21 protein-coding genes and 2 pseudogenes are annotated in these 20,682 nt (G+C 41.3%); 5 read left to right on the forward strand and 18 right to left on the reverse strand.

Translation table 11 applies throughout. The annotated features are described in order from the left end of the window. The first annotated feature begins 294 nt into the window (after window positions 1-294). Entirely contained in the window at window positions 295-1,140 is an 846-nt protein-coding gene (locus P150_RS0112410) for a transposase (protein ID WP_028897962.1), read from the forward strand. A 385-nt stretch (window positions 1,141-1,525) separates the two neighbouring features. Beyond that, window positions 1,526-2,689 (forward strand): IS4 family transposase, encoded by a 1,164-nt coding sequence (locus tag P150_RS0112415; RefSeq protein ID WP_028897963.1) that lies wholly within the window; start codon window positions 1,526-1,528, stop codon window positions 2,687-2,689. Between the two features lie 42 nt (window positions 2,690-2,731). On the opposite strand, the gene P150_RS0112420 is transcribed toward P150_RS0112415, so the two are convergent. The 11 genes and pseudogenes from P150_RS0112420 to P150_RS0112465 form a co-directional block, all read right to left on the reverse strand. Further along, on the reverse strand, window positions 2,732-3,229 hold the full coding sequence (locus tag P150_RS0112420; protein ID WP_155953012.1) for a fimbrillin family protein: 498 nt from the start codon (window positions 3,227-3,229) through the stop codon (window positions 2,732-2,734). Window positions 3,230-3,334: 105 nt separating this feature from the next. Continuing rightward, window positions 3,335-3,664: a hypothetical protein gene (locus P150_RS0112425; protein ID WP_028897965.1), complete on the reverse strand. Its 330-nt coding sequence runs from the start codon at window positions 3,662-3,664 to the stop codon at window positions 3,335-3,337. Window positions 3,665-3,771: 107 nt separating this feature from the next. Beyond that, window positions 3,772-3,939, reverse strand: coding sequence for a hypothetical protein (locus P150_RS17845; RefSeq protein WP_197018090.1), 168 nt, complete (start codon window positions 3,937-3,939; stop codon window positions 3,772-3,774). An 85-nt stretch (window positions 3,940-4,024) separates the two neighbouring features. Further along, window positions 4,025-4,429: pseudogene (locus P150_RS16505) on the reverse strand (transposase); the annotation flags it as partial. A gap of 106 nt (window positions 4,430-4,535) precedes the next feature. After that, a pseudogene (locus tag P150_RS16510) lies at window positions 4,536-5,051 on the reverse strand (transposase); the annotation flags it as partial. 640 nt (window positions 5,052-5,691) lie between these two features. Further along, window positions 5,692-6,414: a 16S rRNA (uracil(1498)-N(3))-methyltransferase gene (locus tag P150_RS0112440; protein ID WP_028897966.1), complete on the reverse strand. Its 723-nt coding sequence runs from the start codon at window positions 6,412-6,414 to the stop codon at window positions 5,692-5,694. A 14-nt stretch (window positions 6,415-6,428) separates the two neighbouring features. Then, window positions 6,429-6,989: a UvrB/UvrC motif-containing protein gene (locus tag P150_RS0112445; RefSeq protein WP_028897967.1), complete on the reverse strand. Its 561-nt coding sequence runs from the start codon at window positions 6,987-6,989 to the stop codon at window positions 6,429-6,431. After that, on the reverse strand, window positions 6,986-8,254 hold the full coding sequence (locus P150_RS0112450; protein WP_028897968.1) for a nucleoside permease: 1,269 nt from the start codon (window positions 8,252-8,254) through the stop codon (window positions 6,986-6,988). The genes P150_RS0112445 and P150_RS0112450 overlap by 4 nt, the downstream gene beginning before the upstream one ends. 234 nt (window positions 8,255-8,488) lie before the next feature. Next, window positions 8,489-9,091, reverse strand: a complete 603-nt coding sequence (locus tag P150_RS0112455) for a DUF3256 family protein (protein ID WP_028897969.1) — start codon at window positions 9,089-9,091, stop codon at window positions 8,489-8,491. A gap of 181 nt (window positions 9,092-9,272) precedes the next feature. Continuing rightward, window positions 9,273-9,728 (reverse strand): hypothetical protein, encoded by a 456-nt coding sequence (locus tag P150_RS0112460; protein ID WP_028897970.1) that lies wholly within the window; start codon window positions 9,726-9,728, stop codon window positions 9,273-9,275. Between the two features lie 224 nt (window positions 9,729-9,952). Next, on the reverse strand, window positions 9,953-12,250 hold the full coding sequence (locus P150_RS0112465) for an NADP-dependent malic enzyme (protein WP_028897971.1): 2,298 nt from the start codon (window positions 12,248-12,250) through the stop codon (window positions 9,953-9,955). 142 nt (window positions 12,251-12,392) lie between these two features. Here P150_RS0112465 and P150_RS0112470 point away from each other — a divergent pair, with 142 nt between their 5' ends. Then, window positions 12,393-13,010, forward strand: a complete 618-nt coding sequence (locus P150_RS0112470; RefSeq protein ID WP_028897972.1) for a TetR/AcrR family transcriptional regulator — start codon at window positions 12,393-12,395, stop codon at window positions 13,008-13,010. 424 nt (window positions 13,011-13,434) lie between these two features. On the opposite strand, the gene P150_RS0112475 is transcribed toward P150_RS0112470, so the two are convergent. From P150_RS0112475 to P150_RS0112495, 5 genes are all read right to left on the reverse strand, one after another. Next, window positions 13,435-13,950, reverse strand: coding sequence for a hypothetical protein (locus P150_RS0112475; RefSeq protein ID WP_028897973.1), 516 nt, complete (start codon window positions 13,948-13,950; stop codon window positions 13,435-13,437). Between the two features lie 153 nt (window positions 13,951-14,103). Then, window positions 14,104-14,673, reverse strand: coding sequence for a crossover junction endodeoxyribonuclease RuvC (gene ruvC, locus P150_RS0112480; RefSeq protein WP_028897974.1), 570 nt, complete (start codon window positions 14,671-14,673; stop codon window positions 14,104-14,106). Between the two features lie 2 nt (window positions 14,674-14,675). Beyond that, complete coding sequence (locus P150_RS0112485) at window positions 14,676-15,320, reverse strand: MBL fold metallo-hydrolase (protein ID WP_028897975.1); 645 nt, start codon at window positions 15,318-15,320, stop codon at window positions 14,676-14,678. A 131-nt stretch (window positions 15,321-15,451) separates the two neighbouring features. Beyond that, a complete protein-coding gene (gene rsmG / locus P150_RS0112490) occupies window positions 15,452-16,075 on the reverse strand; it encodes a 16S rRNA (guanine(527)-N(7))-methyltransferase RsmG (protein ID WP_028897976.1) in 624 nt (207 codons plus the stop codon). Window positions 16,076-16,080: 5 nt separating this feature from the next. Beyond that, window positions 16,081-16,833 (reverse strand): DUF3298 domain-containing protein, encoded by a 753-nt coding sequence (locus P150_RS0112495; RefSeq protein WP_028897977.1) that lies wholly within the window; start codon window positions 16,831-16,833, stop codon window positions 16,081-16,083. A gap of 67 nt (window positions 16,834-16,900) precedes the next feature. Here P150_RS0112495 and P150_RS0112500 point away from each other — a divergent pair, with 67 nt between their 5' ends. Together P150_RS0112500 and panB are read left to right on the forward strand one after the other, a co-directional pair. Further along, a complete protein-coding gene (locus tag P150_RS0112500; RefSeq protein ID WP_028897978.1) occupies window positions 16,901-17,521 on the forward strand; it encodes an HAD family phosphatase in 621 nt (206 codons plus the stop codon). Window positions 17,522-17,583: 62 nt separating this feature from the next. Next, complete coding sequence (panB, locus tag P150_RS0112505) at window positions 17,584-18,402, forward strand: 3-methyl-2-oxobutanoate hydroxymethyltransferase (RefSeq protein WP_028897979.1); 819 nt, start codon at window positions 17,584-17,586, stop codon at window positions 18,400-18,402. Between the two features lie 228 nt (window positions 18,403-18,630). Here the strand turns inward: panB and P150_RS16515 are convergent, their stop codons facing one another. Both P150_RS16515 and P150_RS0112520 read right to left on the reverse strand, forming a co-directional pair. Continuing rightward, a complete protein-coding gene (locus tag P150_RS16515) occupies window positions 18,631-20,265 on the reverse strand; it encodes a M56 family metallopeptidase (RefSeq protein WP_051617634.1) in 1,635 nt (544 codons plus the stop codon). After that, on the reverse strand, window positions 20,266-20,631 hold the full coding sequence (locus tag P150_RS0112520) for a BlaI/MecI/CopY family transcriptional regulator (protein ID WP_028897980.1): 366 nt from the start codon (window positions 20,629-20,631) through the stop codon (window positions 20,266-20,268). Between the last annotated feature and the right edge of the window lie 51 nt (window positions 20,632-20,682).

A 20,682-nucleotide genomic window follows, 5' to 3' on the forward strand; every position in this document is an offset into this window, starting at 1 on the left:
TGCAAAAAGAAAGTGGTTTTTAAAATGACCGATTTGGGTTTATAGTATTTAAGGAATGAGGATGGTAGCTTGTATGAAGAAATTGTGTTTAAAATCCTTGCAATTCATTTATACGCATATCTTTGATTTATGGTAAAAACTGCTTTTAGGCGTAATGGACATTTGGTAGGCTGAAACCTTTGAAATGTCCTTTATTTATTACCTTTGCAGCATTTGAAAACTTATGAATAAAAAAACTGTATATTCTGTAACGGCTCAAATGTTAAAAAGAACGGTCATCGGCGCGGCTTCCAAATGTACAGTTGTCGGGACTGTGGTAAACAATTCCAAGGGGGAAAACGCATTAAAGACATAACCCTTTGGAACGAATATCTGACTGATAAACGGACCGTTTCAGAGCTGGCCATTATCCACAAATGTTCAGAGCGGGCAATACGCCGCCATCTGGGATTGGTAGCGGACAGTTACAGTCCTGTCTATCCCGAGTCAGCCGTCATCATCATTGATACGACATACTTCTCCCGCAGCTTTGGTGTTATGTTGTTTATGGATGCGGAATCCGGAAAGATACTTCATCGCAAGTATGTCAGGAACGAAACGGACAGGGATTATCTTGGCGGACTCAACCATATAGAAGAGTTTGGAACAGAAATAAAGGCAGTCGTATGTGACGGGCACACAGGACTCCTGCAAGCTGTAAACTCCTATCCTGCACAGATGTGCCAGTTCCATCAGTTGCAGATAATAAGGAGGTTACTCACGAAAGCCCCACATCTGACTGCCGGTATAGAGTTGCTGAAATTAGTACAGAGTATGTTCCCGATGAAGAAAAATGAGTTTATATCGCTGTTTAACAAATGGTGTGAGGCCAGGGAGGATTTTCTCAATGAAAGAACGGTGTTGGTATCCGGGAAAAACACCTATACGCACAGAAGGCTAAGAACGGCAAGAGGCTCTATAAGAATGCATCTCAAATGGCTTTTCATCTATGGGGAACATCCTGAATTGAACATTCCTAATACGACAAACCGCTTGGAAGGATTTAACGCACAAATCAAAAGGGCACTACTAAATCACAACGGGCTGAATGAAAGAAATAAGAAGAAATTTATTGACGGGTTTCTCAATACGAAAAAGTAGGCTGGATTATCCAGCCTACCAAATGTCCATTACGCCTGCTTTTATTGTGGCTCAAAATCGGTTATAAAATGTGGTTACCTGAATGGTGACGCCCGTTGGTATTCTGAATGCTGCCTAACGCAGATAAATGAGGTGTATTTATTTTTATCCATCGAAGTTTATCAGGTTATAAATGTACCATTGGGGTAATAGGATTACTAAAACGACAGCCCACTTCAGATATTAAAAGAGGCTGTCGTTATTTTTAGTCAATATGTATAATCATTGCCGTCCACTAAAAATCGCTAAGCGTTCTTTGAAATATTTGAAATATAGTTAGTTACAGAGATTTTCAAGGTGCGACGATTTGATTTAGTATCTTTGCAGTCCAAACAGATGACTGCATATGAACAAGCCCAAATACGTTTTCTCCCAATTGGTCGCTTTTATGGATTCAGACAAGTTCCGTCACATCGTTGATAAGTATGGCGGTAACCGCTATGTGAAGCACTTCACATGTTGGAACCAGCTCCTTACACTCATGTTTGGCCAGTTGAGCAATCGTGAGAGCATGCGAGACTTGATTGTCGCCATAGAGGCACATCACCAGAAGTGCTATTATCTCGGACTTGGCAAGCACGTGACCAGAAGTAATCTGGCTAAAGCCAATACAAATCGTGCCTGTCGCATCTTCGAGCAGTATGCCTACTACCTTGTGAGTAAGGCCAGGCGCAAACGGGCTGCGAATATCTTCAAACTTGACGGTAATGTCTATGCTTTCGATTCCACGACCATCTCGCTATGCCTGAATGTGTTTTGGCGGGCCAAGTTCCGCAAGCATAAGGGCGGTATCAAGATACATACCCTATATGACCTGGAGACTCAGATTCCCGCCTTCTTTCATATCACCACAGCATCAGTGCATGACTCCAAGGCGATGGGGGAAATCCCCATTGAGACTGGTGCTTACCACATCTTTGACCGTGGCTACAACAACTTCAATGAGCTCTATCGCATACATCGTGCAGAGTCGTTCTTCGTTGTCAGGGCCAAGACCAATTTGCAGTACAAGTGCATCAAGTGGAGACGCAGGCTGCCCGGGGGAATAATGACAGATGCTGAGATAGAGCTGACCATCTATGGCAGTCAGAAAGGCTATCCAGAACATCTTAGGCTTGTACGATTCTTCGATGAGGAGCAAGGCCGTGAGCTCATGTTCCTGACTAACGCAATGGAACTGACCGCACTGCAGGTTTCCGACCTCTACAAGAATCGTTGGCAGATAGAGCTTTTCTTCAAGTGGCTCAAGCAGCACCTCAAAATCAAGAAATTTTGGGGAACAACTGAGAATGCTGTCAGAATACAGATTTACTCCGCCATCTGTGCCTACTGCCTCGTTGCCATTGTGCAATATGATATGCGATTGGATAGAAGCACTTATGAGGTGCTGCAAATCCTCAGCATGTCACTTACAGACACAACAAATCTCAGAGTTCTCTTCGACAAAACTATATTCAAAAATGACAAAGACCGAAGTGGTTCAGGTGAACCTAATTTATTTAATTTTTAAACTCGTCTGTTTTTAGTGGACACTAGTGATGTATAATTTCAATTAAGAAAAATCTTCCATCTGATGAGGCTCCCAATTCTTGATTTCTACATTTAGTTTCTGTATTTTATTTCTTTTGAAATCAACAGGATTCTTTACGGTAACACTATACTCATAATAAGTATCTGAAACTGTTTCTGTTTTGAATGTAACAACAAATCCATTAATAGTTTGAGCAGGCATCACAACATAGTATGCAGTTCCTTCCGTGAAGGGAGCACCATATTCTTTTTTTACTATTATGCTACTCTCGCCATTTGTGTCAATAACACAATTGCCATCTGGTCCGATTACAGCCTCACCAGCAATTTTATTTTCACGTTTGGTGCTCGCTATGCTTATTTGTGTTATTTTTTTTCTATTTTCCTGGCTCAAACCTGCTGCATATTTGAAAGTAATCTTCAGCATACTGCAAGCATTTTTGAATTGCAGATTATTATCTGTTAAAGAAAGGTTGGCATTCGTCAATGTAGCAACGGCAATGCTTGCTTCATCTACCATATTGTTATCTTTTACAACTTGATAGGAGGATAAGTTGGTATGAAACTTCCCGTCAGAATAGGTAGCATATTCATTATAGGGAAACAATGCTCGATATGTTGTAGCCTAGGTGGTACTTCCTGAAAATATAGAGGAGTGGCCTGCATTCTGTGCTATAAACTTATCAGGGTTGTCTTGTTGTCCTTCTGGAAAGATGGCAATGGCATCATCGGCTAACCAGCCTACGGAGAAGCCGTCGTCTTGCAGCGTGGTGCGTGTGTTCTTTTTAGTAATTTTACTGTTTGTTTCTATTTTATCTTGTACAGCTGTAAATTGCATTGGAACTTTTGAATTTGCAATATCTTCAGTCTCATCGTTGTTGCACGAGATAGTAAGTATCGATGCTGCTAAAGCCAAGACAAGAAACTTGCTATTAGATTTTATTTTCATATTCATAATGTTTATTTTGATTTTATTCTATGTATAGTTAAAATTGGTCAATTAAACCTTGATTTTGTTTTTGCTAATACTGTAAAGGGTGTTCAAATTAGCCTTTAATAAAATTACACCATAGACCCTTCCTCAAAAAAAGCACCCTCTTCAGCCTGCAAATCTTCCCCTTCTTCCCAAGTTTCAGTGTTTCCACGTGGTGGTGATCCTGTTAATACTTGTGTTGAACTCTCAACCGAAATAATATTTATTTCGGGATTTGAATACTTCTTCTTTTTCATTTTCTAAAATTTAATTAGCCAGAACTCTTATAAGTTTGGTAGGCTTTGTTGAGTCAATATATACGCCAGTTCGGGATAATAAATCTTAAAAAAGTTCCAGTTGTCTTTTATCTTCCAAATATACTGACAGCCCATCCGGTTTATTTTCAAAGAAACAATACGCCGCCAATGCCGAGCATAAGTTCATGATGAAATTATGTATCGACCTGTGTCTTGAATGTACAAGGTTTGCCTTGTTTTTCAATAACTCATTTATACACTCTATTATATATCTCTTTCGTAGTATGATTTTATCATACACAGGCATAAGTTTGTTTTTCATCTTTGCTTTCAGTCCGTGTACAAGATGTATTCCCTGCTCAAAGAGTCCCTCAAAGAGTTCCCGCTTGATATATCCCCTGTCTGCGAATACTTTTCCATAGAGTACTTTTGTAAAAACAGACCATACCCTTTGAGCTCTGTCGTCCACGTTGGCAGGTGTAAGACAGAATGAGACCTCTGCAAAAGTCCTTTTGCAGAAGACTTTGAAATATATAACTTATTGATAATCAAATATGACGTTTTTGAGCACATGGGGTTTTGCGGAGGTCTCAGAATGTTATGATCTCTCCTGTGTCATTGCAAAGCAGATGCAGTTTGAAGCCATGGCACCATCCCATTGTACCCTTTCCGCTCTTGGCAAAGCCCTCAAAAACCCTATTGAAATATCTTCTTACATTATGGCATACAGGCATCATAGTACTATCGACAAAGCTGATTCCCGTGCATTTGCCAAAGGCGTAAAGCTTCATAAAAGTAAGCATTGTAAAGAACTCTCGAGGCATAAGTTCCACAAAGCGATTGTAGGATACTGCGGTGGGAAAACATCGGGCAAGATGAATTTTCACAAAGAACAGATAATAATGTTTGAAGTTTCGGAAAGTCCCAAAATGGCAGCATAGCAAAATGGTCATAATCTCACTTTCACACATACGCTCCTTACGGTGTCTGACATGTCTGTAGCCTTCGTCTGTGGGAGCTATTTGAAGGTTTTTATTCAATTCTGCGCCTAAATTCTTGCAAAACTCATCAATAACACAGAAAATTTCTATAACTTTGTCTTCGGTAATCATCGCTTATATTGTTTGTAATTAATTGATGTTCAACTGTAAAGTTACAAAAAATAAGCGAGATTACCAACATTTTCAACAACTTTCTTATCCCGAACTGGCGTATATATAATATCTAAATGGGGATACAAAGATAGACGGAGTAAATAAAACACCCAAATTGTTTTATTTATTTTAACGTTACGGGGGGAATTAATAAATATTCGTTATATTTTATTGATGATTTATCTATAATGATAATTAGCATCTGTCTCTGGTATGGCTAGCTAACTCTGAAACTTGTCTGCAAAGAAAATGAAAAATTAAGGAAACCACAATTTAATAGATTTATCTGTATAATTATACGTATGGTTGAATAATTTATCATTTTGTAATCTATTGGGAATCAAATGTTTATAAATGATTTTATTTGTGCGACAAATGCTCTGCAATCTTCGGATAAATGATTTGCATTTGTCGAACAAATACAAGCTATTTGTCGCACAATTTGAAAGCAACGGTATGTGCTCTGTTTTCTTGAATAAAAATGTATAAAGATGCACGGAGCAATAAGTGGTTGAAGAACGAACTCATAAACCAGAATTCAGGATAAGATGATAAGGAAATCTCTTTCGGCGAAATGCCGCTTTGCTAAAAATGTTCTTTAGATTCGATTGGCAAGATTTGCTATCAAGACGGCAGATAATCCCGCGGTTTCTGTGCGTAGTCTGCTTTTCCCCAACGTTACGCTTTCGTATCCGTTTTCGATAGCTTTCCTTACTTCGCTGATGGAAAAATCTCCTTCCGGACCTACAAGGACTGTAATGTCGCCTTGAAAATCTTTCTTTGTCAGTTCTGTGAAGAAGTCTTTGCGCTCAATTTCGTTATAGCAATGACAGATATACTTGCTGCCCTTCAACTCTTTCGTTATAAAAGCATCGAAGCTGAGCATTTCATTCACAATCGGTTTCCAAGCTTTTCGGCTTTGCTTCATTGCTGAAACCACGATACGCTCGACTCTTTCAGCTTTCAGCACCTTTCGTTCTGAGAACTGACAGTTGAGAAATGATATTTCGTTGAATCCCACTTCTGTGACCTTTTCCACCATCCATTCCATTCTTCCCATATCTTTCGTGGGGGCAATGGCAAGATGGATATGTCCTTTCCAAGTTGGTTCTTGTGGAAGCTGCTGCTTGATTTCGTAAAGACAGTGCTTGGAAGACGTCAAACTGACTTCTGCCTGAAAGAAATTGCCCACTCCGTCCATCAGAAATATTTCATCCTGTGGCTGAAGGCGCAGCACCTTTATTGCGTGTCTGGCTTCGTCTTCAGGAAGTTCATTTGACGAACCTGCGTTCGGAACGTAGAAATATCTGGCTTCTTTCATCGGATTCTCTGTTTTTAATCTTGTTTGTTGTCGTTTTTCTTGCGTTTTTGCAACTCGTCGCGAAGGTTTGATGCCAATTCGTAATTCTCGTCTTCGATGGCTTTTTCCAACGCATTCTCAAGCATTGCAGAACTCAAGGCATTGACCGGGAGTGCCACTCGTGTCTTGCCTGATTCGTATGGAACGCTCTGCCGTCCGAAAAGTTTCTCTTCCATATAGATGTCCAACTGTGCGATAGATGCCAGAAGGATTCCGTCCGAAGCTCTGATTTTGGTCATTTCAAGCGTGTTTTTGTTAAGAAGAACAGCCTGATATTGTCCGTCGAGGATGGAAGTGAAGAAGACTTCGTAATGTTCTGCATCCATATCCGGGTTTATCCAGCAGAGCACTTCGGGGAGCAACCGATGCGTGATGGGTGCTTTACCAATGCGCAGGCTGAATTCGTATTCGGTATGTCTGTCGCAGATAATGGCAATCTGCTTTGTTTCAGCTTCATCAGTTAGCACGAGGAGACCCATCTCTGAGCCTCCTACAATTTCTGTAATGCCTTTGAATATGATTTTTATCTTGTTCATTGAGCTTTCTTTGGACGGAAGATTAGTGCAAAGCTAACTCCAACTACCATTGCATAGCTGGCGAAGATAAACCAACAGGACTGCCAATCAACAACGGAGATACTCTCTCCACCCACTTCTTGAATTTGTGTAAAGTGATTGACAATCCATTGTGCCAAAAGCGTACCTGCCGTTGCACCAATACCGTTTGTCATCAACATAAACAGGCCTTGCGCCGACGAGCGGATGGACTCGTCTGTACTCTTATCCACGAACAAAGACCCCGATACATTAAAGAAGTCGAACGCCACTCCGTAGACAAGCATCGAAAGGATGAAGAGAAGAACACCCGGCATACCCGGATTTCCTAAGCCGAACAGTCCGAAACGAAGCACCCAAGCAAACATTGCAATGAGCATTACGTTCTTGATACCATAACGGCGCATAAAGAATGGAATGAGCAATATGCAGCAGGTTTCGCTGATTTGCGACAGACTGATGAGAATATTTGCGTGCTGAACGGCAAATGAGTTGGCGTATTCAGGATTAGAGCCGAAACTGAACAGGAACGGATTGGCGAATGAATTGGTAATCTGCAAGCTCACTCCCAACAACATTGAGAAGATAAAGAAGATAGCCATCTTCTTTTCCTTGAACAATGCGAATGCCTTCAAACCAAATGCGTCTACGAGGCTCTTCTTTTCTTTGGAATGAGATATGGGGCAGTTGGGCAAAGTAAATGAATAGAAAAAGAGAATTATACTTACAATACCAGATGTTACGAACTGGAACTGATTGCTCTGGAACCCCAAAAGGTCTACCAACCACATTGTTATAATAAAGCCGATAGTACCGAATACGCGGATTGGTGGGAAGTCTTTAACTGTATCCATACCTGCTTTAGTAAGTCCTGTGTAGGCAACGGAGTTGGTCAAAGCCAATGTAGGCATATAGAAAGCTACGGATAAAGAATAAAGCGTGAAGATGATGGAAAATTCAACTCCTGTTTCTGCTGCACTTGTGCCATACCACGCCGTGGCAAACATAAACAGACCTGCCAATAAATGGCAAATTCCCAAAACTTGCTGTGCAGGAATCCATCTGTCTGCCACAATACCCATCAGGGCTGGCATAAAAATAGAAACGAATCCTTGCATAGAATAGAACAAACCGATGTTTTCGTTGAAACCAATGTGGCCAAGATAGCGTCCCATTGACGTAAGGTATGCACCCCAAACTGCGAACTCAAGGAAGTTCATCAGTGCTAAACGTACTTTTAAATTCATATTTTTAGTTTCTTTTATTTTGGACAAAATTACTGAAATTCTAAGAAACTACCAAAAATAGGGAAAGGAATATTGGCAAATGCTGAATGAAGTGAAAAGCATATATAAAAAAATTGATTGTCTCACGACAACCAATCTTTATTAACCTTAATAATCTAATACCATGAAAAACACGTTGCAAAGTTACGGAATTCATCCGAATTTGCAAAAGTTACAAAGAATAATGGTGTAAAATTAACTCTCTTTAAAAGAGAATCCATCCCATTTAAACTTTCTTTGTTTTATGATGGCTTTTAGCCTGTCTTTTTCTGCCTTGTTCAACAAGAGAAAACTGTAATCCGCCAATACGCTGTTATCAGTCGGGTTTAGTTGTATTGTTCTTAGTTTTATGTCTCCAAGTTGTTGAAGTTCGTTGAATTTTTCTATTGACATCGTGTCCGGCTTCTCTATGGTTGGCTTCAAATTATCTTCAAAAGCCAATTTCTTCCATTCCTTATCATATAATTCCAGTTCGTTCTCAGCCTCCGGGCTAAACCACGTTTTGACAACTGCAATTGTTGAAGCATCCAAGAGTTTTATCTCAAGTGCTGAAGCATTGCTGAGTTTCGCCTTGATGTAATTATCCGTCAGTAAGCTGATACGGGTTGTGTCTCCTATAAGATTTCTTACTTCCGATTTCATATTCATCCCAACATAGTCTGCCAGTTCAGTACGCAAACTTCTGTTCAGATAAGGGACGATGGAGTCGGGCATATTGATCCACACTTCTCTCATATTCTGTGCGTATGCAGCCAATGAGGTTATGCTGACGAATAATATTAATAATGTCTTCTTCATTTCAAATTATAAAAAGCGTAATACTGCTATCGGAATGCAATATTACGCTTTTTTTATGGATTGACCAAAGATTGGGTATTAAAAGACCTTATATATTAAACGAGATAAGCAAGGAAAGATGGAAAAAACACATGTTAATTCCTGAATGCCTGTTTGAAAGGTCTACCAATCAGACGAAATCTTAGAATGGACCAAAGGTCATATCGCAGCGATTTTTGTACGCTGCAATGGTAAATAATCTGGCACCATCCTTGTCGTAACCCACAATGAATTTACCATCGTCAGGGTCTTCGGATGCAGTGATCTTGTAAATAGCTCCATACTTCTTGCCCAAGGCATTCATTCTGGCCACACTTTTCTTGCTGTCACCGCAATAAGATTTCAAACGCATAATATACATTCTTCCTTTTGAATCAAACTGAAAGTCAGCCTCATTGTATGATTCTCCGTCAATTGCAATGTTTTTGTAAACAATCTTGTCGTTTGTAGTGGAGACTGGTTCTCCAAACTTTGTTTTTAGCAATTCAACAGCTTGTTCCTGAGCAATCATAAACTGAATACCATCAATGGAACGTTGTGCGTGTACGTTCATTGCAAACACAATCAGGATCATTAGTCCAAATAATTTTCTCGTCATCTTGTAAAAAAAAGTAAATTTAAAATGTAGTGCAAAGATACATCATTTTTTATATTAAATGACAATAAAAGCTTCTTTTCTGGAAAATAAATAAACTCGCTTGTATTATGAAATGATACAAACGAGTTTATTGGCAGATTAGCTTATCTTCACAAGTTCTTGGAGATTATCGGGAACTGCAAAGCTTTACCCATATTATGATTGCTATAAAATATTCTCTATGATTAAAGAGCTTCCTTGCCGTTTTTGATTTTCTCAACATAGGCATCAATGACTGCAACGGCAGTAATGTTTACAATATCGCGAACCGAACTCTCAAAGTCAGTGAAGTGGATTGGTTTGTTGAGTCCCATCTGGATAGGACCGATGACCTCTGTTTCAGGACTTAATGCTTGTAAGAGCTTGTAACCACTATTGGCAGAAGAGAGGTCAGGGAATATCAATGTGTTTACATCCTTGCCTTTCAGACGAGTGAATGGATATTTCTCATCACGGAGTTTTCTGTCCAAAGCAAAATTAACCTGCATTTCTCCGTCGATAGCTAAGTCTGGATATTTTTCCTGCATCATATTTACTGCCTCGTGGACATACTTGCAGGAACCAGTTGAGTCTGCACCGAAGTTTGAATAGGAAAGCATTGCAATGACTGGTTCTTCGTTGAAGAATTTCACGGCTTCGCTCGATAGTTTTGCTATGTCGGCCAAAACCTCTGCATTTGGATTCCTGTTGATGAGTGTATCGCCGATATAGTAAACGTCACGTTTGGTATTGAGGATGTGCATTGTGCCGAAATGCCTGAACTCAGGACGAATACCGATTACCTCTTTGGCAACCTTGATGGTGTTGCTGTATTTCGTATATACTCCGGTTATGAACGCATCGGCATCGCCATTCTCTACCATCGACATACCAAAGTAGTTGCGTTCATACATCTTGTCGTATGCTTCATCGAAAGTATAACCTTCCCGTGCACGTTTTTCAGCCAAGTGTTTAGCGTAAATAGCCCGACGTCCCTGTTCGCTGTCGGCACGCATATCAATGATTTCAATGCCCGACAAATCGAGTTTCAGACGGTTTGCCACACGATTCAAGCGGTCTGGATTGCCTAAAAGGATAGGATAGCAGATACCTTCCTGTTTTGCCTGAACGGCAGCTTTCATCATTGTCTGATGAGCACCTTCTGCAAACACAACTCTTTGTGGGTGCTGGGCAGCCGTTGCGTGAATATGGCGTGTCAGTTTGGTTTCCTGTCCGAGCATCTGACGCAGGTTTTCCTTGTATTCCTCAAAGTTCCTGATAGGAATGCGTGCTACACCACTGTCCATAGCAGCCTTGGCCACGGCGGCACTCACTTCTGTGATGAGGCGTGGATCGACTGGTTTCGGAATGAAATATTGAGGGCCGAAAGTAAGGTCGTTCACATTGTAAACCTCATTTACAACATCGGGCACCGGTTGTTTAGCGAGTTCGGCAATAGCGAGCACGGCTGCCATTTTCATTTCCTCGTTGATTGCCTTTGCGTGTACATCGAGCGCACCACGGAAAATGTATGGAAAACCAATAACATTGTTGATTTGATTTGGATAATCTGAACGTCCGGTAGCCATCAGTACGTCAGGCCAGGCTTCAATTGCCTCTTCAAATGAAATCTCTGGTACGGGGTTGGCAAGGGCAAACACGATAGGATTCTCATTCATTGAACGGACCATATCCTGAGAAAGGATGTTGCCTTTGGACAGACCTACGAATACGTCGGCACCCTTGACGGCTTCTTCCAACGTATGGATATTGCGACGGTCAGTTGCGAACAGTGCTTTCTGTCCGGAAAGGTTAGGACGGTCAGAGGCAATGACGCCCTTTGAGTCGAGCATTACGATGTTTTCACGTTTTACTCCTAATGCCATATACAGCTTGGTGCAAGAAATAGCTGCTGCACCTGCGCCATTTACTACGAGTTTTACATTTTCAATGTCCTTTCCTGCAACTTCCAATGCATTCTTCAGACCGGCTGCCGAGATGATGGCAGTGCCGTGTTGGTCGTCGTGCATAACAGGAATGTCGAGCGTGCGCTTCAAACGTTCTTCAATAATGAAACATTCTGGAGCCTTAATGTCTTCAAGATTGATTCCACCGAATGTGGGTGCAATCTTCTCTACGGCCTCACAGAATTTGTCGGGGTCCTTTTCGTCTATCTCAATATCGAAAACATCGACACCACCATAGATTTTAAAGAGAAGCCCCTTGCCTTCCATTACAGGCTTGCCGCTCATTGCGCCGATGTTGCCAAGTCCGAGAACGGCGGTGCCGTTGCTGATTACGGCTACAAGGTTTCCCTTGTCTGTATATTTATAAACTTCGTCTGGGTTCTGCTGAATTTCAAGACAAGGATAAGCAACGCCGGGCGAATAAGCCAGACTCAAGTCAGTCTGAGTGCTGTATGATTTTGTTGGTGTTACTTCTATCTTGCCGGGACGGCCATTATTATGATATTCTAATGCTGCCTCTTTTGTGATTTTTACCATTTTCTTACGTATAAATCTATTCTTATTTCCTATGCACAAAAGCATAAAGTATGTGCAAAGTTACTAAATATAACTTTAATTTAAGTGATATTTTGAAAGATATTTCGTAAATTTGTCTACAAATTATTAAACCAGTTGCAAGATGCACGTAGAGAATATATATAGACAGGAATTAAAGGATAAAATACTTCAATCTGCTACATTGATGTTCTATAATAATGGAATCCGTAAGGTAAAGATGGATGACATTGCCAACAACTTGAAAATCTCAAAAAGAACCTTGTATGAAATTTACGAAAAGAAAGAAGACTTGCTTTTTGAGGTTTTGCAGCGTGTTGAGAAGATAAACATTCAGCGATTGGAGGAATTTGACAAACCGGGTACTAACGTTATCGACATTATAATTGAGGCACTTCGTCTGAAATCCGAGGAGTTCAGTAAAGTTAATCCGGAGTTTTTACAGGATATGGAGAAATATCCAAAACTCATAGAATATATAAAGGCAAAGCATAATCGTCAGGGCTTACAGGCTATCGACTTTCTGAATCGCGGCATAAAGGAAGGCTATTTTCTGTCAAATGTAAACTTTGAAATCGTGAATATTCTTGCAGATGCAGGAGGACATTATATAATGAGTAACTTCCTTTACAACAAGTACAGCTTCAAGGAAATATTTAAAACTTTCGTTATGCTCTATGTTCGTGGTATATGTACGGCAAAGGGAGTGGAACTTTTGGATAAATCTATCGATAAGTTGTAGAGCATTATACAATAAAAGAGGCTTTCGTCATAGCTGACGAAAGCCTCTTTTTGTTTCTTGTGGGTTCGCTATGTGCTCAAAATCAGGGCTGCAAAATCGGAAGTTAAATATTCGTTGGTGGAATTAATGTTTTGCCTGCACGCCTTTAAGTCCTTATGCTTTTCACTCATATTTTCAATGGAATTACATCATTTCTGCACATAAGAAACAGTAATGAGTGCAAGCAAATGAAAACACGATTTACAAGTAACCGAAGATTGCACGGCATTCTTCGCACAATTAGCGTGTATTCTTGCGAAGAACGGAATGCAATCTTCGCAAGAGTGAATGACGGCTGTTTATCCTTTGATTTTCAATAATTTACAAACGTTATCAGAATCGGCTTTTTACGGAGTTTGAAATGCAGCCTGATCCTGATTTTCCTTTACTTGCTAAGTTTCTCTTTTGCTTCGGCAAGTGCTTTTACCCAATCGGTATCGAGGGAGAACTGTGTGAGATAATCTTCGCGGTTGAAGTAGGCAAGCACAAGTTCCTTGTCGTTGTCATTGTATAATGGATGATTGACGCTGGCATCACGGAAAATCTTCATCACTCTGTTTTGCCCTTTCAGCGTGGTCGCCTTTGAATACTCTTTCGTGAAAAGATTCACGTAGTCATACATATAATACGCCATTGAGTCCAGTTGGTTGTTCAGGTGTCGGACATCCTCTGCACTATGCTTTGCAGTGGAATCTGAAAGTTCCGCCAATGTCCGGGAAACCAGATACGTGATTGCGTCTACCTTGAAAGCTGCCAGTTTTCTTACACCTGTTTCCTCCGAAGGATTGGATGCTGTCTTATAGGAACTATTGTAGATTTGTTCGTGAACTCTCTGAGATTGAGCGTTAATTCCCATCAGACATACGAATGAGAATGCTATTGCTAATACAATTTTCTTCATACTTTTTTTTATTGTTTGTTTTTATTTTTTGAGTTTATGTTCAATATGACGATGATTGCCCGTCATTGTTTAATACTGCTTAATTTAATCTTCCAATAAACTTTTCAGCTTGATTGGCAACGTGCTGACGATTGTTATTTACCTTCGTGAAATCTACTTGCTGATTCTTGATTTATTTTTCAATGCAAAATCTTTCCACGAACTGAAACGCTTGGCGTCGGTTTCGGGTCTGCTCGATTGGAGATAATGGCAATAGGCTGCACCGAGTGCGTCTGTTGCATCCATAAACTGCGGCATATCGTTGTCTTTCAGATTCAAGAGTCTTTGCAGCATATCGGAAACCTGTTCCTTCGATGCACTTCCGTTACCAGTTATTGCCATCTTGATCTTCAATGGAGCATACTCGTGTATGGGAACATCTCTCTGAATGGCAGCCGCTATGGCTACACCCTGCGCTCTTCCGAGCTTCAGCATTGACTGAATATTCTTGCCGAAGAAGGGGGCTTCAATAGCCATTTCGTCGGGCAGAAACTCCTCTATTATGCCAGTTACGCGTTCAAAGATTTTGCCCAGTCGGAGATAAACGTCCTTTTCCTTGCGCATATCTATGACACCCATCACGACGAGTTCTGCCTTGTTGCCGACAACACGGATTATTCCATAGCCCATCACGTTCGTACCCGGGTCTATTCCCAAGATTATTTTTGACGGTATGTTCTGCATTCTCAGCGGTCCATATAAGGATTATGAGCCAGTTCAAAGCCTAAAGTAGTCTGTGGCCCGTGCCCGGAATAGAGAATTGTTTCGTCAGGTAACTGAGAAAGCTCTCGTAAACTACTGATAAGCTGGAACATATTGCCGCCCGGAAGGTCGGTTCTTCCCACACTTCCTCTGAACAATGTATCGCCGGTAAAAGCTATCTTTTCCTCTTCACAATAGAAGGTTACGCCTCCGCGAGTGTGTCCCGGAGTTTCTATAACTTGAAGTTCGTGTGTTCCGAACTTTATCTTTTCCTTTGTTTGGAAGTAATGTTTTACCTCTGGAAAAGCATAGCCTACGGTCAGTTGCAGCAAATCCATAGCCTGCTGTGGAAGACTATTCATCAGGTCGGCATCCTTCTGCGATACTTCCGGAGACAATCCGAACTCATCATAAATGGTGTTGATGCCAAAATGGTGGTCGATATGTCCGTGAGTGCCCAGAAGGTGGACTGGTTTCAATCCTCCTTCCTTAATGAACTTCACGATTGCTTCCCGTTCCACATCGTAGTATGCACCGCAATCTATGATAACACATTCTTTTGTTTCATCCCAAAGGAGATAACAGTTCTCCTCGAGCATATTGCAAGAAAATCTTTTAACTTCTACCATTTCTATTAGTTGAGGGTTGAAAAATGAGAGCTTTTAAGGCAATACCTATTGAGTTAGATTCTCATTTTCAATAATGTTTGAGACTGTCAAACTGAGATATAGGAACTTTATGCATTCAACTCTCAACCGTTTCATCCCGGAATATAAATCAAATATTTCTCCTTGAACCACTCTTCGTCAAACCATTGAGAAAGCTCGCTGATTTCTGCTATCTTGTGGAACGGCTTCACTTCCTCGGTCAGGTTTCCACCTTTAAGCACAATCACACCATTGGCAAGAGCGTTGTGTTCGTCTTTTGCAATGTTTTTCTTAACGATTTTCATCAGGTCGGGCAGAGGCATAACAGCTCTCGACACGATAAAATCAAACTTGCCTTTTTCTTCTTCGCCACGCTTGTGCTGTGCAAGAACATTCTCCAGACCAATGGCTTCTGCCACTTCGTTCACTACTTTAATCTTCTTTCCTGTGCCATCTATCATCTTGAAGTTGGCATCTGGAAACATAATGGCTAACGGAATACCCGGGAATCCGCCACCTGTGCCGAAATCAAGCACGTTGGTATCACGCTTGAAATTGATAAACTTTGCAATGGAGAGCGAATGCAGTATATGATGTTCGTAAAGATTCTCAATGTCTTTTCTTGAAATCACATTGATTTTGGAGTTCCAATCCATATAGAGTTCATACAAGGCATCGAACTGTTTGTGCTGCTCTATTGTGAGATTGGGAAAATATTTGGCAATAATATCTGTCATATTTCTTATAGTTCAAGTGTAACTTTTGTTTCATCCACATTGATTTCGCCGGGATTATAAATAAACGTTACGGAGTCGTCATATAGAATGAAGTTTTTGGTAGGGTAGGCATCTATGTCTACAAAATATCCTTTTGCTTTGAGGCTGTCCTTTTCCGTATCAATATTCTTTGCTATCTGCTCAAGAATATCATCGGTCAGGTCTTTCAGGTCGTTGCCGAACTCATCGCTGAGCGACACTCGTTTACCAGTTTTCAAATCAACATTGTTTGCCAACGTGTATTTATTCGTTACGTCGCCGGTCTTTATCGTGATGTCCGATAGATAAACAATGTTTTCTCCCTTGCCTGCAATAAGTCTTGTCTTAATATCCAACGCCCAATCCAATTGACTGTATTCCTTTTCCCGTTCGTCAATATACTTAGCCATTTCTATATATTCAGTGGCATATCTGCTTACCAATTCGGGAATAGCCTGTTCGGGAGACAAAGGTTCGTAGCTGACGGCAAAGTAGTTGGGTTGAACTGTTCCCATACGCAAGAGCGAATCATTCACGGTCTGATATTGTTTACCCTTCAGATAGGTAAAATCAACGCTGATTCTGCATTGCGCTCCATCCTTGAACGGCACAATACTGTCAATGACTATGTGCCCAAGAGGAATAGATAATTCCTTTGGTTTATCCTGTTTCTTGCCACAACTGAATACAGTTGCAATGGCGAGAAGGAATGTAAAATACGCTAAATACTTTTTAATCATTTTATTTCGTCGCAAAGTTACTAACTTTTTTTGTAACTTTGCCCACCAATTAGGAATTAATAAGGAAATGATTAAAGCGTGTTTGTTTGATTTGGACGGCGTAGTGTTCGATACCGAACCTTTATATACCATATATTGGGGACAGATTGGACGAAAGTATCATCCCGAAATAGAAGGTTTTGAATACAAGATAAAAGGTCAGACGTTGGTTCAAATCTATGAGAAATACTTCCCGGGAGAAGACGCCGTGCAGACGGAAATAACAAAAGGACTGGATGAATACGAAAAGAATATGAGCTACATCTATGTCGATGGTTTTGAGAAGTTTGTTCGTGAACTGAAAAAACAAGGCATAAAAACAGCCATTGTAACCAGTTCCAATCTTGCAAAGATGGAGATAGTCTATCATCATCATCCTGAACTGAAGTCTTATTTCGACCACATTTTTACGTCAGAGGATTTCAAGGCGAGCAAACCCGATCCGGACTGCTATCTCACAGGTGCCGCGGCTTTCGGATATAAACCGAGCGAGTGCGTCGTTTTTGAAGACAGTTTCAACGGTTTGAAATCCGGATTGGCGGCAGGCGCACGTGTGATAGGGCTAAGCACCACCAATTCAGAGGCTTCGATAAGGGAATATACTCAGGAAGTAATACCGAATTTCATTGGTTTTAGCCTGAATCAATAAGGCATTTTCCCCGAGCATCACAGCTTAATAGAATCATAGTCTACAAAATATTATTACTATAAATGGGATATTTATCAACAGATAAAAAGAAGATAACTGCAAATATTTTCTTGCAGATGAAGGCGGCAGGCGAGAAGATAGCGCAAATGACAGCCTACGATTATACTACTGCAAAGATTCTTGATCAAGCCGGAATAGACAGTATCCTGATTGGCGACTCTGCATCCAACGTAATGGCAGGCAACGAAGACACGCTTCCAATTACCTTGGAGCAGATAATTTACCACGCGCGCTCCGTGGCACGTGCGTGTTCGCATTGCCTTGTAGTCTGCGATATGCCATTCGGAAGCTATCAGGTAAGCAAGGAAGAAGCCATTCGCAATGCCATCCGTATAATGAAAGAGAGTGGAGCGGACGCTTTGAAGCTGGAAGGCGGCGTGGAAATAGCAGATACTATAAAGGGAATTATCAATGCAGGCATTCCCGTTGTAGGCCATCTTGGACTGACTCCACAGAGCATTCACAAGTTTGGAGGCTACGGGCTTCGTGCAAAAGAATCATCAGAAGCCGAAAAACTGATACAGGATGCACTGGCATTGGATACCGCGGGAGTATTTGCAATAACGCTTGAAAAAGTACCTGCCGAATTGGCAAGCAGAGTTACAAAGATGGTAAAGGCTGCAACGATAGGTATTGGCGCAGGCTCCGGAACCGACGGACAAGTTCTCGTATATGCCGATGCCTTGGGAATGACGCAGGATTTCAAACCAAAATTCCTTCGATATTTTGCCGATGTGAAGACTTGTATGACAAATGGTGTTCAAGACTACGTGAAATCTGTGAAAGATTCTACCTTTCCCAACGAGTCTGAATCATATTAATGTCTGTTGTTAATAATCAGACAGAGGGCTGAACGCCTGAGTTATTTCAATCATTAAACCACTTCTTAAATCATTTATCTGCCAGGTTCTTACTCATTCAGGAGAAAGTTGGCGAACGATTTTGAAAAAGTTGGCGAGCAATCTTGAAATTGCTCGCCAACTTTTTTATGATTGCTCGGTATCTTTTTCCCCATTATTACAATAGGTGCAAAGCCGACTTAGCTGCAGCTACTTCTTCAAAGTAATGAGAATAGAGCTGCTGCCGTCCTTTCCTTTCTCCACACGCATTTCCTTGATGGTGTTTGGGTCAATCTTGTTTAGCTCTTCCTTTGCCACCTTTTTGCCGTCAATGAATATATTGTCGGGCATTTTTCCATTTACCTTTGCTGATGTGGAGGGAACAAATTTCTTGACAGGCGCAACCTCTTTTTTGTCGGAATTGTCTTTCTTCATCATCACTTTGAATGGCTTTCCATTCGCAGGGACCAAGACTATTTCCGACGCATAGCCGATGTAAGATAGTTCAAGTTTGTCGGATGGCTTGACTCCTGACAATTCAAAATCGCCATCTACGTCTGCAACGGCACCTTTACCGTTGCCAATTATCCTTATAGTGGTGCCCACAAGTGGCAGACCGTCTGCTGCATCATATACAGTTCCTTTCACATCAACGGTTTTGTCGTCTTCGGTCTTGGCTTTCATCGTTATCACAACAACACCATTTGCCCCCTTTTCGCCATATATGGCAGTAGCTGATTCCCCTTTCAGCACATTGACAGATGCAATGTCATCGGGATTGATGTCGTCAATGGATTTTACTTCAACACCGTCTACAATGTAAAGAGGTGTCTTCTTGTCGTCTTGCTGACTTTGCTCCACGGCACTCGTTTCGTCGATGATGGCTTTGGCTTCTTCAGTGGTAGTTGCCTGTGGTGCTTCAGCCTTTATGCTTTGCTTTACTTCTTTTGCATTACTCTCTTCATTTGCAGGTAGATAGGTAATGTTGGTCACTGTGCGTGCATTAACCATCAACGCAAGTGCAACGATTGGGAGAACGAACAACGCCTTGTATGTCCGTTTATCGGAAGATTTAGATTTTAACATCATAGTAATTCTGTTTTTAAGGGTACTGTGATTGAAACTGTTGGCAGCGGAGTACCCACCGATGCCAGTAGCTTTTCGGATTAATAGATATTGATATTGACGCGCATTAATCCCTTTAGAGAGCACAGCCTCGTCAGCTTGGTATTCGTGTATGGCACGTAAGTCGAGCCGGAGCATCCAGATGGCTGGATTGAACCATTGAAAAGCTGTGAGAATGTCGGTAAGCACCACGTCCACCGTGTGCCGATGGGCGATATGGCCTCGTTCGTGTGCGAGAATTGCAGCATCGTTTTCCTCGTAATCCTTGCGTGAAAGAATAACGGTTTTATACCAACTTGACGGTGGTATGGGCTTGTCGGCCACGGCTATTCGCGTACCGTCAGCCTGATGATGCAGTTCGCTTTCAGATATAAGACGACGAACTTGATAGATTGAATACAACGTGCGACCTAAAACGAAAGCAAATCCAGTCCAATAGAGGATGGTGCCGACCGTAATCCACCAAGGAGTTGATGGGATTTCTGCAACTTCTGCTGTTGAAACTGCTGCCACAGTCTTAACCGTGGGGGCTGCCATCTCGATATTTTCGTGGAAAGTAATGATGCAGAAAGGCAGAACAAAGGAAAGCACAGCCGTAGCGAGCAGCACGATTCTGTTAAGCCGATGGAATGTTTCCTTCTGCAACAGGAGGCGGTAGAACATATAGAAAAGTGCAGTCCATCCTCCAACTTTCAGTATATAGATCAGGAATATTGTCATTTATTCATTCTGATTTGATTCTATTTGCACTATGAGTTCCTTCAGTTCTTCGACGGATATCTTTTCCTCTTTAACAAACGAAGACACAGCATTGAGATAAGAGTTGTCGAAGTAGCTCTTTATAACGCCCGCAATACTTGTCTTGCCGTATTCCTCTTCGGTAACGGCAGCAAAATACTGGTAGGTGTTGCCATATTGCTTGTGGTCAAGGAAACCTTTCTTCTCGAGCATACGCACGATGGTGGAAAGCGTATTGATGTGTGGGCGTGGTTCGTTGTAGAACTCTTGCAGTTCGCGCACGAACATTGCCCCCTTTTGCCAATACAAATCCATAATCTCGCGTTCCTTGTTTGTCAGTTTCTTCATTTTGTCTGCGTTTAAATTAAAACTTAAAATTCGCTAATTATCAATGCGTCG

Source organism: Prevotella sp. HUN102, assembly GCF_000688375.1.
Taxonomy (GTDB): Bacteria; Bacteroidota; Bacteroidia; order Bacteroidales; family Bacteroidaceae; genus Prevotella.